Consider the following 16994-nt stretch of genomic DNA (forward strand, 5'->3'; position numbering starts at 1 on the left):
GCTCGTCCTTTCGACGAGTCGATGATCCGGCGGCCGAAACCCTCCTCCAGCGGAGGTGGCCCGAAACCCCACAGTTCCACTGGCGCGCGATACCCGGCCCCACCCAGCCACGCCCATGAGGTGCCGGTGGCGTACAACCCCGAAATCACACCTGGCCCGCGGCATTGGTCAAGAGCTTGCCCAGTGCCGTGAGCTCGTGCCGGACCGCACGGCCGTTGCGCCCCGTGTCGATCAGTCCGGCTCCGCGGAGGGCAGCCGCGTGGGTGGAGGCCGCGCTCGGGCTGACGGCCAGGTGGGCGGCCAGCTCGCTGGTGCTCAGTGGATCACTCAGCAGGCGCAGTGTGTGCGCTCGGGTGCTGCCCAGTACGGGAGCGAGCGCGTCCTCACGTAGAGCGGCGGGCAGGACCGGTGTGCCCGGACCGGCCGGATAGATCACCAGCAGTGGCTGGCCCTCGTTGCCGCCGACCAGAGTGGCACCGGTCCAATGGAACGTGGGCAGGAGAACCAGGCCACGGCCGGCTGCCGTCACGTGCCGCGAATAGGGCGCGTCGACCTCCCAGCAGCCGTCGACCAGCCGGGAGCCCGGGCACAGTGCGGCCAGCGCGCCGGCGACCCCGCGCTCGGCCACGTCGAGAGCGTAGCGAGCGAACTCGGCCTTGTGGCCGGCCGTCACTTGGGGCCAGGTCACGCCGAACGCAGCGTCGAAGGCGTCGTGCAGGCCCAGGCACAACCGCTCTCGGGAGAGGACGTCACCGTGGACCAGATCCCTCAGCCAGGGGGGCACGGGCCCCCTCCGCCCGGCCCAAGCTTGTTCGACACCCGCCCGCACCAGGGTGACGGGGGCGGCCCGGACCGCGTCCAGGCCGGTCGCCAGGTCCGTGCTCAGCGGGTCGAGGAACGCCGGGCCGATGTTCGCGGAGATCAGGTCCCACAGCGGGCGGGTGGTGCCGGGCAGGCGCTGCCGTAATGCGCGCCGCCACCGCCCGAACACCCGCTCCGAATCCGGGCGCTGCAGCATCATCAGTGTGAGCTTGAGCTCGACGAGCGGCGCCGGCTGCGGTGCGAACCGGATCCGAGCCAGGTCTTGTGTCGACAAGTCAATGCGCAACACACCCAATTCCCCCGTTTGCAAGCCTTTTAGTGAGAACAGAAGACATGGCCGACGATCTGCGGACGAGCCAGGCTGAGTGCGCGCCGTCATAGCGCACCACTGACAGCACACCGTGAGGAGCACCCGTATGAGGATCAGATTCGGACGCCGCACCGCGACTCTCGCGGCGGCCGCGGCCGTGAGCGCCTGCGCGCTCATCACGTCAGCGGGCAGCGCCTCCGCCGACGACGTCGTCCCGATCAATGTCGGCCACTGGGTCGGCCTCTACAACGACCCCAACACCACCGACGGCAAGATCGGGTGGTCGGATGTACCTCCGGGCGGCTCGGTCTACGCCCAGTGCTGGACCGTCGGCCAGAGCATCGGCAACTACGGCAACACCTGGTACCGGGTGAACGAGGTCAACTACAACGACGGCAACGGGTGGTGGTGGACCGGCAACGCCTACGTCTTCGCCGGATACGCCGACGGCAATGCCCGCTCCGTGAACCGGGACCCCAACATTCCTCACTGCTGATCCGTCACTCCGGGCACCGGCCGGCAAACAGCCAACAGTGGCGGGCGTCGAGTCGGTGCCGTCGGAGGACCGAGGCCGACGGGAGTGAGGCCGGGTCGGAGGCGAACGCCGCGGCAGCGTAGACGCCGGCCGTGATCGGCAGGGCCGCGTCGGTACCGCCGGACATGACGCGGGTGGGCAGGGGGGACGCCGCGGCAGCGGCCTTGGCTCTGTTACTGATCACCATGTCGGTTCTCCTACCGGCGCAGGGGCGCGTCGCATCACGGCCGGGGCCCGTCAACACACCGTGCAGAGTGGTTGGTTGCACGGCGAGGTGGGGGTCCCGGGATGGTCCCTGTTCTCGCCCCTGCGTTGCACCACATCCTCGGTGCCCCGGGACGGTGCCTCCATGACGGGAGGTTGACGTTCGCCTGCCGTTCGGACCCGGAGGAGCCGGCGGCCGCCGATCCTCGGGCCGGGCCGGTGCTGAAGTCGGCATCGGCCCGGCCTGGACTCCGCGTCCGGCTGCTGCGCGCCGGACGCCGCCCACGCCGCGCCCTCTCAGGATGCTCTCTCCGATCGTCCGCGCGACCGCGCAATCAGGGGTTCGATCGCTTTGGCGTGCTGGTGGACCACTGCGGCGGCCGGGCCTGGGCTGCCGGAGCGGGATCGGTCCGCAGGGCGGAGAGCCAGTCAGCGGTGTCTGCGGCGGAGGGCGAGCCGAGCCGGCGGTAGATGGCGACGGCGTCCTCCAGGTAGGCCAGGGCGCCGGCGCGGTCGTCGAGAGCGAGGGCGCAGCGGGCGGCGCCTTCCAGGGCGTGTGCCTCGTGCAGCGGTCTGTGGGTGTCGCGGGCGAGTATTAGGGCCTGCTGGTGGAGCGTCATCGCCGAGCGTGGGCCCGCCGTCCGTTCGGTGAGGGCTGCGAGGTCGAGCAGGGCGCTGGTCTCACCGAGACGGCTGCCGACGTCCTGGTAGAGCGCCAGCGCCTGCTGGTAGAGCGCGACGGCGTCGCGGTCCTCACCCAGCGCGTCGCGGGCCCGGCCCAGGCCGAGCAGCGAGTCGGCCTCTCCGTGGCGGCTGCCCGCCTCCCGGCAGGCGTCCAGGGAGCGCTGGTGCAGCTCGGCCGCGGCGCGGTGGTCGCCGACGGCGTGTCGGCTGCGGCCGAGCCCGCGCAGGGTGTTCGCCACTCCCTGCACGCTGTTGAGGTCTTCGTAGATCGTCAGCGCCTCCTGGTAGTACTCTCCGGCGCTGTTGGGTTCGCCCGTCTCGTCCAGGATGTAGGCGAGGTCGTGCAGGGCGGCGGCCTCGCCGCGGCGGTCTGCCATGGTCCGGTAGAGGGCGAGCACCTGTGAGGTCAGCTCGATCGCGGCGGGGGAGTCGCCCAAGGAGTGCCGGGCCCGGCCCAGGTCGCACAGCGCACGGGCCTCGCCGAGCCGGTCGCCGAGGGCCCGGAAGGCTGCCAGGGCCCGTTCGTGCAGCCGGGCGGCCTCGCGGATCTCCCCGGTCAGCAGCAGGATGCGGCCGAGCTCGTGGAGGTCGTTGGCCTCGCCGTGCCGGTCGCCCAGCTCCCGGTGGATCGCGAGAGCCCTCTCGTACAGCTCTGCGGCGGCCCGGTAGTCGCCGGTCGCGTGCCGGGCTCGGCCCAGGTCGCACAGGGCGTCCGCCTCGCCGCGGCGGTCGCCGGCGGTTGCCGCCGCGGTCACTGCGGACTGGTGCAGTGCGGCGGCTTGGCTCCAGCGCCCTTCCAGCAGGAGGAAGGCAGCCAGGTCGGCGGAGATCGACACGGTGAACGAGGGGAGGGCCGCGAGGGCGGGGTGCCCTAGGAGTGCGAGCAGGTTCCGGTGCTCGCTGCGCATCCAGGCCAGGGCCTCGGCCCGGTCCGTCAGCGCGGGGAGGGCAGCCGGTGCCGCCGACTCGAGGTGCCGGCCGGGGCGGGTATGGCGTGCCAGGTGTTCGTTGGCCCGCGCGGCGGCGTGCTGGTAGTACCCGGCCAGCCTGGCCAGCGGGGCGTTGCGGTCCGTCTCCCCGGTACGGTCTTCGGCCATCGACCGGGCGTAGAGGCCGACGAGGTCGTGGAAGAGGTAGCGCCCCGGGGTGCGCTGGATGAGCAGATTGTGGTGGAGCAGGGATTCCAGCAGGCGTTCCGCTGTGCGGTGATCGGTGCCGGCCAGGGCGGCGACGGCACAGGTGTCGACGTCGTAGCCGGGGAAGCGGCCCAGCAGCCGCAGCAGGTCCTGTTCGTCGGGGGCGATGGAGGCGAAGGAGGTTGCGAAGACAGCGGTCAGGCTGCGGTCCTCGTCCGCCAGATGGGCCAGGCGCTGGTGCTCGTCGCGGAGCATGTCCACCAGATCCTGAAGGCCCAGGCCGCGGTGGTGGCGCAGCCGCGCGGCGGCGATACGGATCGCCAGCGGCAGGTGACCGCAGAGCCGGACGAGCTCGTCGGCCGCCGGATGGCCGGCGGGGACGCGACCGGGGCCCGCGCCCTCTCGCAGCAGCGCCACCGCGTCAGTGTCCGGGAGAAGGTCGACGGCCAGGCTGTGCGCGTCGTCGAGGCCGGTCAGCCGCTTGCGGCTGGTGATCAGGACCAGGCAGCCGGAAGTGCCTGGCAGGAGCGGACGCACCTGTGCGCTGCTGGCAGCGTTGTCGAGGACGATCAGGGTGCGTGTGTCGGCGAGCCGTTCCCGGTACAGGGCGGCGCGGGTGCTCAGGTCCTCGGGTATCTGCTGCGGCGCCACGCCCAGTGAACGCAGCAGCCAGTCCAGGGCGTCGGCGGGGGTGACCGGGGCGATCCCGGCCGTGTGGCCGTGGAGGTCCACGAAGAGCTGCCCGTCCGGGAACTGCGCACGCACGCGGTGCCCGGCGCGAATGGCCAGCGCGGACTTGCCCACACCGCCCATGCCGTCGATCGCCGAGATCACCACCATGCCGGAGGCGCTGCCCGCCGGCGCCGACCTGGCCAGCGCCAGCAGTTGATCGAGCTCCCGGGCCCGGCCGGTGAACAGCCGGGTGTCGTAGGGGAGCTGGCAGGGCGCCCCCGGGCGCGGCCGTCCCGTTTCGGCAGCGACGGCCGAGCGGGCCGGGGCGGACACGGTGCGCGCCGCCACGAGCAACTGTTCGCGGCGGCGCGGATCGAGTGCGAGGGCCTCGGCAAGCCGGCTCACCGAGGAGAGTCTCGGCTGTCGCCGCCCCGCCTCCAACACACTGATCGAGTGGGCCGACACCCCTGACCGGTCGGCCAATTCGTCCTGCGTCCACCCGGCCGAGAGTCGACAGTCACGCAGAAGCTCCCCAAAGGCACTACCGCCCACTTCCCCCCCTGGAAACGGTCAGCCGCCGAAACGGCACAGGCCAGTCGGACCATTCTCGGTCAGCGAGCTGGACGCGTTCAACTGCCGTTCCGGGCCGCGGGGAAGGCAAGTCGGCCCGCGCGTCTGCGTCCGGCGCCATGAAAGCACTGGCTGCTCCCCCGGCCCGAGCCGAGCCAGGCACGTCCGGAAGGGCGGGAAAATGGAGTCGCCTCCTGCCCCAGGGCACCCTCTTCTCCGCTGTACGCGTCCCCGCCCGGCTCGTGCACTGCACCGCCGGAACCGAAGAACCCGACGACGACGCCGCCTCCCTGGAGGACGCCCTCGACGGCGTGGTGGTCCAAGCTCGACGTGGAACTCCTCGGACACGACGGGCCGAAATTAAGCGTTTTTCCGAAGGCTGAAATAGCGCCAACGCCATGCTGCGCTCGGATGTGTTTTCAAGGGGAGTGTTTCCTAGGTTGCGGAATCGTGTTTCTTTGGTGACATCAGGTTGACCGGTGCGGCACGGGCTGACTAACTTGCAGAGAATTGGCGGAGAAAGTGCAGAAGGGGCCCGCCGAAATTACCTGAGGCAGTGATTCGATGTCCGTCACCGAGCAGCGCACCGACATCGTGACCGGAGTGACCCGAGGCATCGGGCCGGCCACCGCCGGGCGCCTCGCCGCCGACGGACACGCGGTCGCCGTACTCGACCTGGACGCGACGGCGCACTTCTCGCGGCCTCGCCCCGCCTCAGGCCGTTGTCCCGGTCGCCCGTTCACACGCGCGCACGTACTCCCGCACCGGCGGGCGACGGTCGTCGGCGCGCCAGGCCAGGGCGAAGCGGCTGGGCGAGATGCCCCTCACCGCACGGGTGACGACTCCGCCGAGGGTGATCAGCGGAGCGTTCCCGCCCGCGAGCAGCACCACGCCGAGACCCGCGACGAGCGCCTCGTACGTCTCTTCGGTGCTTGCCACCTCCGCTTCGGAATTCTCTATCGCTGGTCACAGTCCAGGACAGCCGAACAAGGCGCTCTCGAGAGCGAACTCCAGACGGCCGTGAAGCTGCTGCTGGACGGCATCGCCGTACCGGGCTGACATCACCTCGACCCCGGCTCGTCCTTTCGACGAGTCGGTGATCCGGCGGCCGAACCCTCCTCCAACGGAGGTGGCCCGAAACCCCACAGTTCCACTGGTGCGCGCCCCGCACATCCTGGTCTGCGGCGGCACCGACGGCGGCAGCACGACCATCCTGCGCACCCTCACCGCCCAGTTCCTCCACCAGGGCGCCCACGCCTGGCCATCGACCACACCCGCATCTCCCACCTGTGGGCGAAGGACCTGCCGACGGTCACCCACCGCGGCAACGCCGCCGGCATCCACGACGCCCTGGTCGGCCTCGGCTCCGAGCTGAAGCGCCGCACCGACCTCGACGGCGACCTCGACGGTGTGCTGCGGCTGATGGTCGTGATCGACCGTGCCGACGACACCCTGCGGCCCCTCGCCCGCTAATGGGAGACGTTCCGGTAGAAGGACGACCCGCAGCGCTCCCCGGCCATCGCCGCCCTCGAGGTCGTTCTGTACGAAGGGCGCGCGGCCCTCATCCTGTGATCTTCGCGTCGCGCTGAGGGCGTCCTACCTTCGATGTGCTGCGCGAGGTCTCCCAGCACACCGGCATCAACCTGCACGCGGTCGCGCAAGCCTGATCGCCTGGCCGATGTCGTGCGGCGCCCCCTGGGGTCCAGCAGGGCTACCCAGTCCACGGCCCGGATGTCGACGCCCTGTTGAAACGATCGGTCAAGTACCAAGCTGCGCCGTCGGCGCCCTTCGTTTGAGTGAAGGGCGCCGACGGGTGGGGGCGTCAGTTGTGGTTGTCCGCCAGTTCCAGGGTGAGGGGGTGGGTGGCCAGGGGGGTTACCTGGATGTCCGCGTAGGGCCGGATGGGCAGGGAGGACAGCACCTTCTCCAGCGCGTCCGCGTCGGCGGCCTTCCAGATGCCGACGTTGCCGCGCTGACCGGGCATCCGCCAGATGTGCTTGAGAACGCCTGTGGCCATGAGTTCGTGTGCGTGTGCGTGCTCGCGCTTGATGACCTCGTCGCGTTCTTCGGCCGGCAGTTCGTAGACGCGGGAACCGTCGAGCTGGATCATGAAGTCCACGGAAGTTCTCCTTGAATGAGTTGTTCGATGTGGTCGTACGGCCGGACGGGCCGGGCGTCACTGTGGCTGTGGTCCGTTCGTCTGAGCGGGGACCGCGGTGGCCTCAGTGGTTGCCGGGTCCGGGGAGTCCACGTGGTGGTGGCCGGGGGGCAGGAAGCGGGCCACGGCCAGCATCGTGGCCACGAGGACCGCGGCCCCGATGATCAGGCTGATGCGCATGCCCGTCATGAAGTGGGCCTGGTCGGCGATCAGTGCGCCCAGCAGGGCCACGCCGATGGCGCCGCCGAACTGGCGGGCCGCGCTGAGGACTCCGGAGGCCAGGCCCGCCCGCTCGTGCGGGACCGACTCCAGCATCGCCGTCGTCAGGGGCGGGATCGCCAGGCCTCCGCCGATGCCCAGCGGGACGAGGAGCACCAGGAGCAGGGGGGTCGGGGTGTCCTGGGAGACGAAGAGCAGCCCCAGGATGCCCAGGGTCTGGATGGTCTGGCCGAGGAGCAGTGGGAAGCGCGGTCCGTGGCGGTTGGTGAGTTTGCCGGCCAGGAGGTTGACCAGGGTGGTGAAGGCCGTCATCGGGATGAACATCAGGCCTGCCACCAGGGCCGAGGCGCCGCGGTGTTCCTGGAAGAAGATGGTGAAGACGAAGACCAGGCCGTAGTAGCCCAGGTTGAGGGCCAGGCCCGCGCTGGTGCACACGGCCACCGCGCGGTTGCGGAACAGGGTCAGCGGCACCGCCGGGTTGCTCTGGCGGGACTCGGTCACCAGGAAGACGGCCGCGGCGAGGATGGCGACCGCGAAGCCGACGACGGTGGCCGGGTTCGTCCAGCCGTTGGAGCCTCCGTTGATCACCGCGAAGACCAGAGCGGCCAGGGCGAGGACGGCGGTCACCTGTCCTGCCGGGTCCATCGGGGCCGGTCGGCGCGGGGACCGGGGGGCGCGGAGCATGCCGATGAGGGCGAGGATGCCGACGGGGACGTTGATGAAGAAGATCCAGCGCCAGCCGAGTCCGGTGGTCAGTGCTCCGCCGACGACCGGGCCCGCGGCGACCGCCGCGCCGCCGCCCGCCGTCCACCACGCGATCCCGCGGGCGCGCAGGTGGGGTTCGTCGTAGGCCTGGCGAACCAGGGCGAGCGAGGCCGGCATCATCACCGCTGCCCCCGCCCCCTGGATCGCGCGCGCGACGATGAGTACGTCGAGGCTGGGCGCGAGTCCGCACAGCGCGGACATGAGGGTGAAGACGGACAGGCCGATGGTGAAGGCGCGGCTCGCGCCGATCCGGTCCGAGATCGCGCCGGCCGACAGCAGCAGTGCGGCGAAGAGCAGGGTGTACGCGGTCACCACCCACTGCAGCGCGGAGACTTGGCCGTCCCACTGTGCGCCGATGCTCGGGAGTGCGACGTTGACCACCGTCGTGTCCAGTGTGATCACGAAGAAGGCGAGGCAGGCCACGAGGACGGTGGCATTGGGGCTCAGCCTCGGCCGGGCATCAGCCGCCACTGCCCCGGAGGGAGAAACAGCGGCGGGTCGCCCGCTCACAGTGTCCTTCCGAAGTGGGCCCCGACCGAGTCCAGGGCAGCCGTCACCGTCGGTTCCTGGTCGTAGAAGTCGAACTGGTTGCCGGTCGTCCACTGCAGTTCCTTGGGTGCGGTCAGCGAGTCGTGGAAGCGCCGGGCGCCGTCGGGGATGGCGGCGTCGGGACTGTGCAGCATGAAGGTGGGTGCCGTGAGCCGGGGGGCGACCGCGATGGGGTCGAAGGTGAGCCACTGGGGCCAGCTCATGACGGCGAACTGGTTGCGCCACTGTGGGACGGCGCCCCTGTCGGCGTTCAGGTAGTAGTCGAACGGTCCGTACATCGCGGCCTGTGCGTCGGTGCCGCTGGCCGCGGGGATGTAGTCGACCTCGCCCGTCGTCTCGTACTTGTCCCGGGCTGCCTCTCCCTGGGCGATGCGCTCGCGGACGCCTTCCGGGCCGCCGTAGATGTCCGGGACCAGGGTGCGGTCGTGCAGCCACGGGGCCACCATGGCGACGGAGCGGATCCGGGGGGTTCGCGAGGCGGCGACGGCGACGTAGCCGGAGCCGGCACAGATGCCGAGCGCGCCGATGCGGGAGGCGTCCACGTCCGGCCGTGATGCGAGGTATGCGACGGCGCTGACTATGTCGGCGATCTTGCGCTCGGGTGATTCGAAGTTCTGGGGGTCGCCCTTGGAGGCCCCGTATCCGCGGAAGTCGAAGGCGAGCGCGGTGAGGCCTCGCCGGGCGAGTCCGGCGGCGTAGCGGCCCGCCATCTGTTCCTTGACAGTGGTCCACGAGCCGACCACGACCACTGCGGGAGAGGCATCCGTCGTCGGCTGCGTCGCAGGTCGGTAAAGGTCGCCGACCAGTTCGACTCCTTCACTGGGGAGTGCCACCCCCTCGACACGTACATCACCGTTGGGGTACATGGGTCTCCCTTCCAGGTCCTGCAAGCGCTCGCTGCGCTCCGCGATGCATGATAACCAACAATTTTGACTCACTGTCAAGTGATGAGTCATTTTGTCTTGATCGAAAATGACAACATAGTTGACAGTGAATCCATCCGGGAGTCACTCTCGATCAATCGTCGAACGAGGAGTTGACTATGACGCAGGATCAGCTCGCCCCGCCCCGCGATGCCCAGTCAGTGGGGCGCTACTTCCTGGACCAGATCGGCGGTGGGCAGCTGGAAGCCGCGTTCGCCTGCCTCGCCGACGACGTGGTGATGGAGATGCCGTTCGCCCCGCCGGGCAGCCCCACCCGGCTCGAAGGCGCCGAGGCGCTGCGCAGCCTGTACTCGGGGGTCGTGAACGCGGCCCTGTCGATCGAGCTGCCGGTGAGCACCACCTGGCCGTTCGCCGACCCCGAGTGGGCGCTGGTCGAGTACACGGGCCGGATCGTGCAGCCCGGCGGTCAGGAGTACACCAACACGTACCACGGTCTGTTCCGGGTCGTGGACGGGAAGATCAAGCAGTTCCGGGAGCTGTACGACACCTACCGGTTCGCCGAGCAGGTGCCCCTGGAGGCACGCCGGGCGATGTTCCCGACCACCGGCGAGGGGTGAGCGGGATGCCTGGAACCACAGCCACCCGTGCCCTCGGTGTGGGAGCCCCGCTCTCCGGAGCCTGGGCGACGCCCGACACCCAGGTACGGATCGCCCGGCAGGCCGAGGCGCTCGGCTACCAGTCCCTGTGGACCTTCACCCGGCTGCTCTTCCCGATGCAGAGCAACGACGCCGAATGGTCGTCCGACTTCCAGCCGGCCTTCCACTACGGTGTGGCGGAACCGCTCATCACCCTCGGATACCTGGCCGGCTGCACCGAACGGATCCGGCTGGGTGTGTCCGTCGTCAACGCGCCGTTCTTCGCCCCCGCGGTCCTGGCCAAGCAGCTCATCCAGCTCGACCGGGTGTCGAACGGGCGGCTCGACGCCGGGGTGGCCCAGGGCTGGTCCGAGGAGGAGTTCCGGGCCGTCGGCCTGCCCATGGAGCGGCGGGTGGCCCGCACCCTGGAGTACGTGGAGGTGCTGCGCCGGATGTGGGAGCAGGATCAGGCGGAGTTCCAGGGGGAGTTCACCGAGCTGCCGCGCACCCTGGTCCGCCCGCGCCCGGTCCAGCCGGTGTTCCCCCTGCTGCTCGGTGGCTCCACCGAGAAGGCGTGGGCGCGGGCGGGGCGGCTGGCCCAGGGCTGGGTCAGTCCGGGTTTTGTCACCGTGGCCGAGGTCGCCGAGGCGGCGTCCGGGGTCCGCGCGGCCGCCGAACGTGCCGGGCGTTCCCCCGGAGACCCGCGCGTCGTCGTGCGTGCCACGGTCTTCCTCGGGCCCGAGGAGGGTTCCGGACGCGATGCCTTCCACGGTTCGATCGCTCAGATCCGGTCCGACATCGAGCAGATGCATGATGCCGGAGCCACTGAGGTGTTCCTCGACTTCAACTTCGATCCGCAGATCGTCGGCCCTCAGGCGGACCCCGTCGGCTCGCTCGCCCGGGTCGAGGAAGCGCTGGGTGAACTGGCTCCCGTCGCGCTTGCCGCTGCACGGTGACGCCTTCCCCGCGCGAGCGCACACCTGGAGACTTGGAGACATCATGATCCATGCGATTTCACGTCTTGTCGCGGGTTGCCGGTCCGACGGCACCTCGGTGGTCGAGGCGAACGGGCCGGTCGCCCCGGTGACCGTGGGCGCGCTGCCCGGCGTCGAGTTCTATCAGGTCTGGGGGCGCAACGAGGCTCCGGCGATAGGCGACGGCGGCGCCGAGGCGGCCTTCGTCCCCTACTTCCCCGAGGTCGACGGCACTCGCTTCGTGATACTGCGCTGGCCCCCGGAGACCGGGCGCGGCCCGCAGGGCGATCCCGGTCTGCTCTCCGCCGAGGTCGAGGAGGTCTTTCCCGGACTGCTCAAGGCTCTGGCGCCGGACGAGAAGGGTTACCACGCGACGGACACCGTGGACATGTCGATCATCCTCGAAGGCGAACTCTGGCTGCGGCTGGAGGACGGCTCGGAGACCCGGCTGACGCCCGGCGACTGCGTCGTCCTGCGCGGCAACCGGCACGCCTGGTCCAATCGCAGCGCCGAACCGGCCGTCATGGCCTGTGTCTTCGTCGGTGCCCGCGACGCCCTTCAGCAGGCCGGCTGACCCGCGGTGAACGAACCGGGCCGGCCCTGCCCGGCCCGGTCAGCGCGCGCTGGGGACGCCGGTCTGTTCGGTGGAGGTGATCAGGGCGGGCAGCCCTGCGTCGTCGAGGGCCTGCCGGTAGGCGGCGGTCGATTCGGCGATGTACCCGTACCGCTGCCAGACGTCCGCGATCCGGCGCCAGGCGGCGGCCGACGAGCGGGCCGGGGGCAGTTGGCGAAGCTGCGTCTGCGCCGCACGGAGAGTCTCCTGCGCCCGCCCGCTCTCGCCCGCGCTGAACTGGGCGTGCGCCAGCACGGTGCGGGCCTCGACCGACTCCCGGCACGGCTGGTCGCGCAGCAGTCCCAGCGCCCTGGACGCGTGGTGTTGCGCTTCGACCGCCTGGTCCAGCCGCAGGCACGCCACCGCGAGGCTGCTCTCCGCTGCCGCCTGTTCGACCGCCGTACCGACTTCCACCAGCTGGGCATGCGACTGTTCGAGCAGCTGACGGGCCCGCTCGGGGTCGCCGGGGTCGGAGGAGAGCAGCAGCATCCCGTAGACGCCGGAGAGCAGTGCGTGGTGGCGCAGACTGTCGCCCTCGGTCAGCAGCGCGCGTGCGCGTTCGGCAAGCGCCAGGGCCTCGTCGAGCCGGCCCTGTGACTGCGCTACGAGAGCGGCGTTCCAGTACGTTTCGCGCTGCGCGGTCCGGCCCGCGCCGTCGTCGGCGATCCTGATCAGCCGTTCGGCCACGAGGCGGGCCTTGGCCAGGTCGCCGCGGGTGCGGTAGCAGCCGACGAGCACCGCTCCGAGCTGGATGTGGTCGTCGGTCGCCTCAAGGCCGAGCTGGTCCAGCCGGCGCAGTGCCCGCTCCGCGATCTCGACGCTGAGGGTCTGGTCGCCGAGGGCCTGGTGACAGCGGCACAGCGCGGTCGCCAGTTGGCTCCATTCGGCCGAGCCGGCGACACAGCCGGGATCCTCGTACAACAGGGTGAAGGCCTGGACCGCGGCTTCCAGCCGGCCGAGCTGCTCCAGGGCGAGACCTTGTCCCAGCCGTGCTCGGCGCACGGTTGCCTCGGACAGGACGGGCGCGGAGGCGAGGACCTCGCTGAAGGCCTGCAGCGCCTCCGCGTTCGCACCGTTGTGCAAGGAGAGGTCGGCGAACGCCGCCTTGAGTTCCAGCTCGCGGGTGCGGGTGTCGTCCTGACCGGTGAGCAGATAGCTGGTGGTGCATCCGAGGCGCTCGGCGAGGAGGGTCACGACAGCTGCCGAGGGGGTTCGCTTGCCCGACTCGATCAGCGAGATGTAGCTCACCGACACGTCGTCGCTGGCGAGGTCCTGTTGCTTGAGACCACGGGCACGGCGGAGTTCCCTGAGCCGTCGGCCGGTGCCTTCACCGTCTTCGGCGGTGCTGTCCACAGTGTCTCCTCGGGGCCTGCTGGTGCGCTGTCGGCGGGGTGAGGTGAAATTTACAGTATGCTTGACAATTGTCGCTATCTCCGGTGAAGGAAGTCACAACTTCTGTTGGCGCCTCTCGCCAGCCGGACCTGTCCAGCGCCCCCGAGGTCGTGGCGCAGGGCGACTTCAGGATGTACAAAGTCCAATTTCGCGGTCGTCCCCGGGGCTTGGCTAAGGTCACGCGGAGTGACGGAAGTGCTGACCGCATGAGGGATTCGGGCTGGTTGCCGGCGCATGCGGGTTCGAGACAGGAGTGGGGCATGTTCCGACCGATGCGGCGTGCGGCCTTCTTCGACCTCACCCATCCGCAGCGCCCTCCGAACGAGGACGCGGCGCTTCTTGACGCGCTCGACGGCCACCGGGCCAAGGGAGACCTCGTCGTCCTGGTCGTGGATGCCCACCGGCGGTTGCCGGAGCGGACGTCCGCCGAGGGGACCCTCCTGCGGCTTCCCCCGTCCGCCACCTGCGACATGGACAAGTGCACGACGGTCGTCGAAGCCATGACCCGTCTGTGCATCGACCCGGTCAGTTGCTTCGGCTACGGGGATCTGTGCGCCGGGACGGGTCTGCTCAGTGTCGTCGGCAACCCGCGTGTCATCGCCTGTAGCGCGGACAGCAGCAGGCTCGCTCAGGAGCGGGGCTGGCCCGTGATCATGCCGCCCTCCTCGGTCCATTAGAGCCGCCCTCCTGCGTCCACCGGACGCGCAGCCGTTGCCGGAAGCCGCCAACGTCCACGGACCCCAGGGAAGTCGCCATGCATGTGCAGCAGCCCGCTCGTTCGTCCCGGGTACGCGTCGATCTGCTCACCAAGGAGTTCCCTCCCCAGGTGTACGGAGGGGCCGGCGTCCACGTCGCCGAACTCGCCGGGGAACTGCGCGCGCTGGTCGATCTGCGGGTGCGCTGTTTCGGTTCGCCGCGTGACGCGCCGAACGTGACCGCCTACGCGGAGCCCGAGTTGCCGGGAGACGGGAACCCCGCCCTTCGCACGCTCGGGGTGAACGTCGAGATGGCCGCGGCATGCGCGGGAGCGGACCTGGTGCACAGCCACACCTGGTACGCCAACGCGGCGGGCCGGCTCGCGCAGGTGCTGTACGGCATCCCCCATGTCGCCACCACCCACAGCCTGGAGCCGTTGCGCCCGTGGAAAGCGGAACAGCTGGGCGGCGGTTACGCATTGTCGTCCTTGGTGGAGCGTTCGGCCCTTACGAACGCCGACGCGCTGATCGCCGTGTCGCACGGCATGCGTCAGGACATCCTGCGCGTCTATCCCGAGGTGGATCCCGAGCGGGTGCACGTGGTCCACAACGGCATCGACACCCGGGTCTACCGTCCGGACGACGGCACCGCGGCGCTGGAGCGGCATGGGGTGGACCCCGACCGGCCCGTCGTCCTGTTCGTCGGCCGCCTCACCCGGCAGAAAGGCCTGCCCCAACTACTGCGTGCGGCATTCGAGTTGGACCCTCGCGCCCAGCTCGTGCTGTGCTGCGGTCAACCCGACACGCCAGAGATCGCAGCCGAGACGGCGGCGCTCGTCGACGAACTGCGCCGGGTGCGGGGCGGGGTCGTCCGTATCGACGGGATGCTCGACCGGACCTCCCTGCTGCAGTTCCTCACCCATGCGTCCGTGTTCGTCTGCCCGTCTCTCTACGAACCGATGGGCATCGTGAACCTGGAGGCCATGGCCTGCGGCACAGCGGTCGTGGCGACAGCCACTGGCGGCATCCCGGAGGTCGTGACGGACGGCGAGAGCGGTCTCCTGGTGCCCGTCGAGCAGGAGCAGGACGGCAGCGGCACACCGCTGGACCCCTCGCGCTTCGCCTCCGACCTCGCGGCCGCGGTGAACCGGCTCCTCGCCGACCCGGCGCACGCTGCCCGGCTCGGCGCGGCCGGCCTCGCACGGGCGCGGAAGGAATTCGGCTGGGACGTGGCGGCACAGCGGGCGCGCGCCGTCTACAGCTCGGTCCTGGACCGCTGACCGCCGGGCCCGGTGTACCCCGACCTCATGATGTGTGGTCGGTTTCGTTGACCGGACCACCTCTGCCGACGCTACCTTCGCAGACATGTCTCAAACGACTTCCGCGCACGATGTAGAAGGCGTCCCCGAGCATTCGATATCCATGCACGACCCCCTTTCCAGGGGAAGGGCGGAGGAATCCACGGGGCCCGCTGCCTCGTCCGTGGTTCCCTCCCCGAAAAGCGGGGCCCGGGTGACAACCCTGGAGTTGTTCTTCGACCTCGCGTTCGTCTTCAATTTCACGCAGCTCGCCCGTGTGCTCAGCCGGGACATGACGCCCCGCGGAGTCGGCCAAGTACTTCTGATCTTCTGGCTCCTGTGGTGGATGTACGGCGGATACGCGTGGCTCACCAACCACCTTCCGCCGCATCGCAGACACCACCGGATCCTGCTGCTGCTCGGCATGGCCTCGTTCCTGGTCATCGGTCTGGCCACGCCCAACGCCTTCCACGGCGACGGCGTCGCGTTCGGCATCGGCTATCTGCTGATCGTCACCGTGCACGCCGCGCTCTTCGCGTTCGGCGGCCCAGGGGCGGCCCGCAACATGCTGCGCATCGCGCCTTTCCACACGGTGGGCGCCCTCCTCATCATCTGCGCCGGCTTCCTCGACGGATGGCCCGTGTACGCGCTGTGGACCACGGCCGTCGGACTGGAGGTCATCGCGCCGGTGCTGACCGGTGTGTCGGGCTTCGAGCTGAAACCGGGCCACTTCGTGGAGCGGCACGGACTGCTCATGATCATCGCGCTCGGGGACTCGTTCCTGGCGCTCGGCATCGGCACCGACGGCGGCCAGGCCGGACCGTCGGTCGTCACCACGGCCATCCTCATCTTCGTCATCCCGGCCGGCCTGTGGTGGGTGTACTTCGACGAGTCCGAGAAGGCCTGGCGGGCCGAACTCGCCCTGGAGCGGCAGGACGCGGTGAACCGCTCACGGCTGGCGCTCGCCGCGTTCTTCTACGCCCACGTACCGATGCTGCTCGGACTGATCCTCATCGCGGCGGCCGTCAAGAAGACGATCGTGCACCCCTACGAACCACTGGCCGCCGCCCCGTCCGTCGCGCTGGCGTGCGGTGTGGCGCTGTATCTCGGTGGCATCGCCTGGTTCCACGGGATCTTGAAGATCGGTCCGCAGCGCTTCCACTTCACCGCTTCGCTGTTCGCCGTACTGACCATTCCGGTAGGGCATTTCGGAACGGCGGTGGCCGAAGTCGTCGTACTCGGTGTCCTCATCGGCGCCGCCCTGCTCAGCGACCATCGCTGGACCAAGAAAATGGCACACCTCTATCACTGAAGGAAGAAAACTCCATGAGTTCTGTGGCCGACCGGCTGGACATCATCGAGACGTGCACCCGCATGGCCTGGTACATCGACCAGCGTGAGTGGGAGTCGCTGGACGATGTCTTCAGCGACGAGATCATGCTCGACTACACCAGCCTCAACGGCGGCGAGCCCAGCGCCGTGTCCCGCAAGGACCTGGTCGGCGCGTGGTCCGGCCTGCTCGGCAGCTTTGCCGCCACCCAGCACCTGATCGGCAACTTCCTGGTCGACGTGCAGGGCGACACCGCCGTCACGACCGCGATGTTCCAGGCGACCCACCGCATGCCCAACGACCACGGCGGCCCGCTGTGGACGCTCGGCGGCACCTACCGCATCGACCTGGAGCGCACGGCGGACGGCTGGCGGATCAACGGCATCGTGATGACGGCCACCTGGGCGGACGGCAACCAGCACCTGCTCGCCCGCGCCGCAGAGGCTCAGTCCGCCGATTCCTGAGCAAACGGCGGCAGCACGATCTCAGAAAGTCGCCCACCCTTTTCTTGCTGATTCCTGAGTTTCTCGCTCAAGATTTCTCTGGGAT

General features: G+C 69.9%; 15 protein-coding genes and 2 pseudogenes. 9 read left to right on the plus strand and 8 right to left on the minus strand.

Translation table 11 applies throughout. The features are described 5' to 3' along the window. Window positions 1-145: 145 nt before the first annotated feature. Window positions 146-1021 (minus strand): ArsR family transcriptional regulator, encoded by an 876-nt coding sequence (locus ACFYMM_RS39185; protein ID WP_388396212.1) that lies wholly within the window; start codon window positions 1019-1021, stop codon window positions 146-148. A 217-nt stretch (window positions 1022-1238) separates the two neighbouring features. Between ACFYMM_RS39185 and ACFYMM_RS39190 the strand changes: the two genes are divergently transcribed. Next, complete coding sequence (locus ACFYMM_RS39190) at window positions 1239-1628, plus strand: hypothetical protein (protein ID WP_388396214.1); 390 nt, start codon at window positions 1239-1241, stop codon at window positions 1626-1628. A gap of 4 nt (window positions 1629-1632) precedes the next feature. Here ACFYMM_RS39190 and ACFYMM_RS39195 read toward each other — a convergent pair whose 3' ends face one another. Together ACFYMM_RS39195 and ACFYMM_RS39200 are read right to left on the minus strand one after the other, a co-directional pair. After that, window positions 1633-1854, minus strand: coding sequence for a hypothetical protein (locus ACFYMM_RS39195; protein ID WP_388396216.1), 222 nt, complete (start codon window positions 1852-1854; stop codon window positions 1633-1635). A 352-nt stretch (window positions 1855-2206) separates the two neighbouring features. Continuing rightward, window positions 2207-4915, minus strand: a complete 2709-nt coding sequence (locus tag ACFYMM_RS39200; protein ID WP_388396218.1) for an ATP-binding protein — start codon at window positions 4913-4915, stop codon at window positions 2207-2209. Window positions 4916-5497: 582 nt separating this feature from the next. Between ACFYMM_RS39200 and ACFYMM_RS39205 the strand changes: the two are divergent. Then, a pseudogene (locus ACFYMM_RS39205) lies at window positions 5498-5623 on the plus strand (beta-ketoacyl-ACP reductase); the annotation flags it as partial. A 24-nt stretch (window positions 5624-5647) separates the two neighbouring features. On the opposite strand, the pseudogene ACFYMM_RS39210 reads toward ACFYMM_RS39205, so the two are convergent. The 4 genes and pseudogenes from ACFYMM_RS39210 to ACFYMM_RS39225 form a co-directional block, all read right to left on the minus strand. Next, window positions 5648-5878: pseudogene (locus ACFYMM_RS39210) on the minus strand (LysR family transcriptional regulator); the annotation flags it as partial. Window positions 5879-6755: 877 nt separating this feature from the next. Further along, window positions 6756-7043 (minus strand): muconolactone Delta-isomerase family protein, encoded by a 288-nt coding sequence (locus ACFYMM_RS39215; RefSeq protein ID WP_388396337.1) that lies wholly within the window; start codon window positions 7041-7043, stop codon window positions 6756-6758. A gap of 66 nt (window positions 7044-7109) precedes the next feature. Continuing rightward, the gene (locus tag ACFYMM_RS39220; protein ID WP_388396221.1) at window positions 7110-8546 is read right to left on the minus strand and encodes an MFS transporter; all 1437 of its coding nucleotides are present in this window, start codon (window positions 8544-8546) and stop codon (window positions 7110-7112) included. A gap of 35 nt (window positions 8547-8581) precedes the next feature. Next, the gene (locus tag ACFYMM_RS39225; protein ID WP_388396224.1) at window positions 8582-9490 is read right to left on the minus strand and encodes an alpha/beta hydrolase; all 909 of its coding nucleotides are present in this window, start codon (window positions 9488-9490) and stop codon (window positions 8582-8584) included. 176 nt (window positions 9491-9666) lie between these two features. On the opposite strand from ACFYMM_RS39225, the gene ACFYMM_RS39230 reads away from it, so the two are divergent. The 3 genes from ACFYMM_RS39230 to ACFYMM_RS39240 are packed head-to-tail and all read left to right on the plus strand — an operon-like array spanning window position 9667 to window position 11691. Continuing rightward, entirely contained in the window at window positions 9667-10125 is a 459-nt protein-coding gene (locus tag ACFYMM_RS39230; RefSeq protein ID WP_388396227.1) for a nuclear transport factor 2 family protein, read from the plus strand. Window positions 10126-10130: 5 nt separating this feature from the next. Next, window positions 10131-11099, plus strand: a complete 969-nt coding sequence (locus ACFYMM_RS39235) for a TIGR03619 family F420-dependent LLM class oxidoreductase (protein WP_388396230.1) — start codon at window positions 10131-10133, stop codon at window positions 11097-11099. Between the two features lie 43 nt (window positions 11100-11142). After that, on the plus strand, window positions 11143-11691 hold the full coding sequence (locus ACFYMM_RS39240; protein WP_388396232.1) for a cupin domain-containing protein: 549 nt from the start codon (window positions 11143-11145) through the stop codon (window positions 11689-11691). Between the two features lie 39 nt (window positions 11692-11730). On the opposite strand, the gene ACFYMM_RS39245 is transcribed toward ACFYMM_RS39240, so the two are convergent. Continuing rightward, complete coding sequence (locus tag ACFYMM_RS39245) at window positions 11731-13083, minus strand: helix-turn-helix domain-containing protein (protein WP_388396235.1); 1353 nt, start codon at window positions 13081-13083, stop codon at window positions 11731-11733. A 299-nt stretch (window positions 13084-13382) separates the two neighbouring features. Between ACFYMM_RS39245 and ACFYMM_RS39250 the strand changes: the two genes are divergently transcribed. From ACFYMM_RS39250 to ACFYMM_RS39265, 4 genes are all read left to right on the plus strand, one after another. Then, a complete protein-coding gene (locus tag ACFYMM_RS39250) occupies window positions 13383-13799 on the plus strand; it encodes a hypothetical protein (RefSeq protein WP_388396238.1) in 417 nt (138 codons plus the stop codon). Window positions 13800-13876: 77 nt separating this feature from the next. Further along, window positions 13877-15097, plus strand: coding sequence for a glycogen synthase (gene glgA, locus ACFYMM_RS39255; protein ID WP_388396241.1), 1221 nt, complete (start codon window positions 13877-13879; stop codon window positions 15095-15097). Window positions 15098-15329: 232 nt separating this feature from the next. Further along, the gene (locus tag ACFYMM_RS39260) at window positions 15330-16427 is read left to right on the plus strand and encodes a low temperature requirement protein A (protein WP_388396244.1); all 1098 of its coding nucleotides are present in this window, start codon (window positions 15330-15332) and stop codon (window positions 16425-16427) included. 14 nt (window positions 16428-16441) lie between these two features. Further along, window positions 16442-16909, plus strand: a complete 468-nt coding sequence (locus tag ACFYMM_RS39265; protein WP_388396246.1) for a nuclear transport factor 2 family protein — start codon at window positions 16442-16444, stop codon at window positions 16907-16909. The last annotated feature ends 85 nt before the right edge of the window (window positions 16910-16994 follow it).

This window comes from Streptomyces sp. NPDC006739 (assembly GCF_042869815.1).
In the GTDB taxonomy this organism is placed as follows: Bacteria; Actinomycetota; Actinomycetes; order Streptomycetales; family Streptomycetaceae; genus Streptomyces.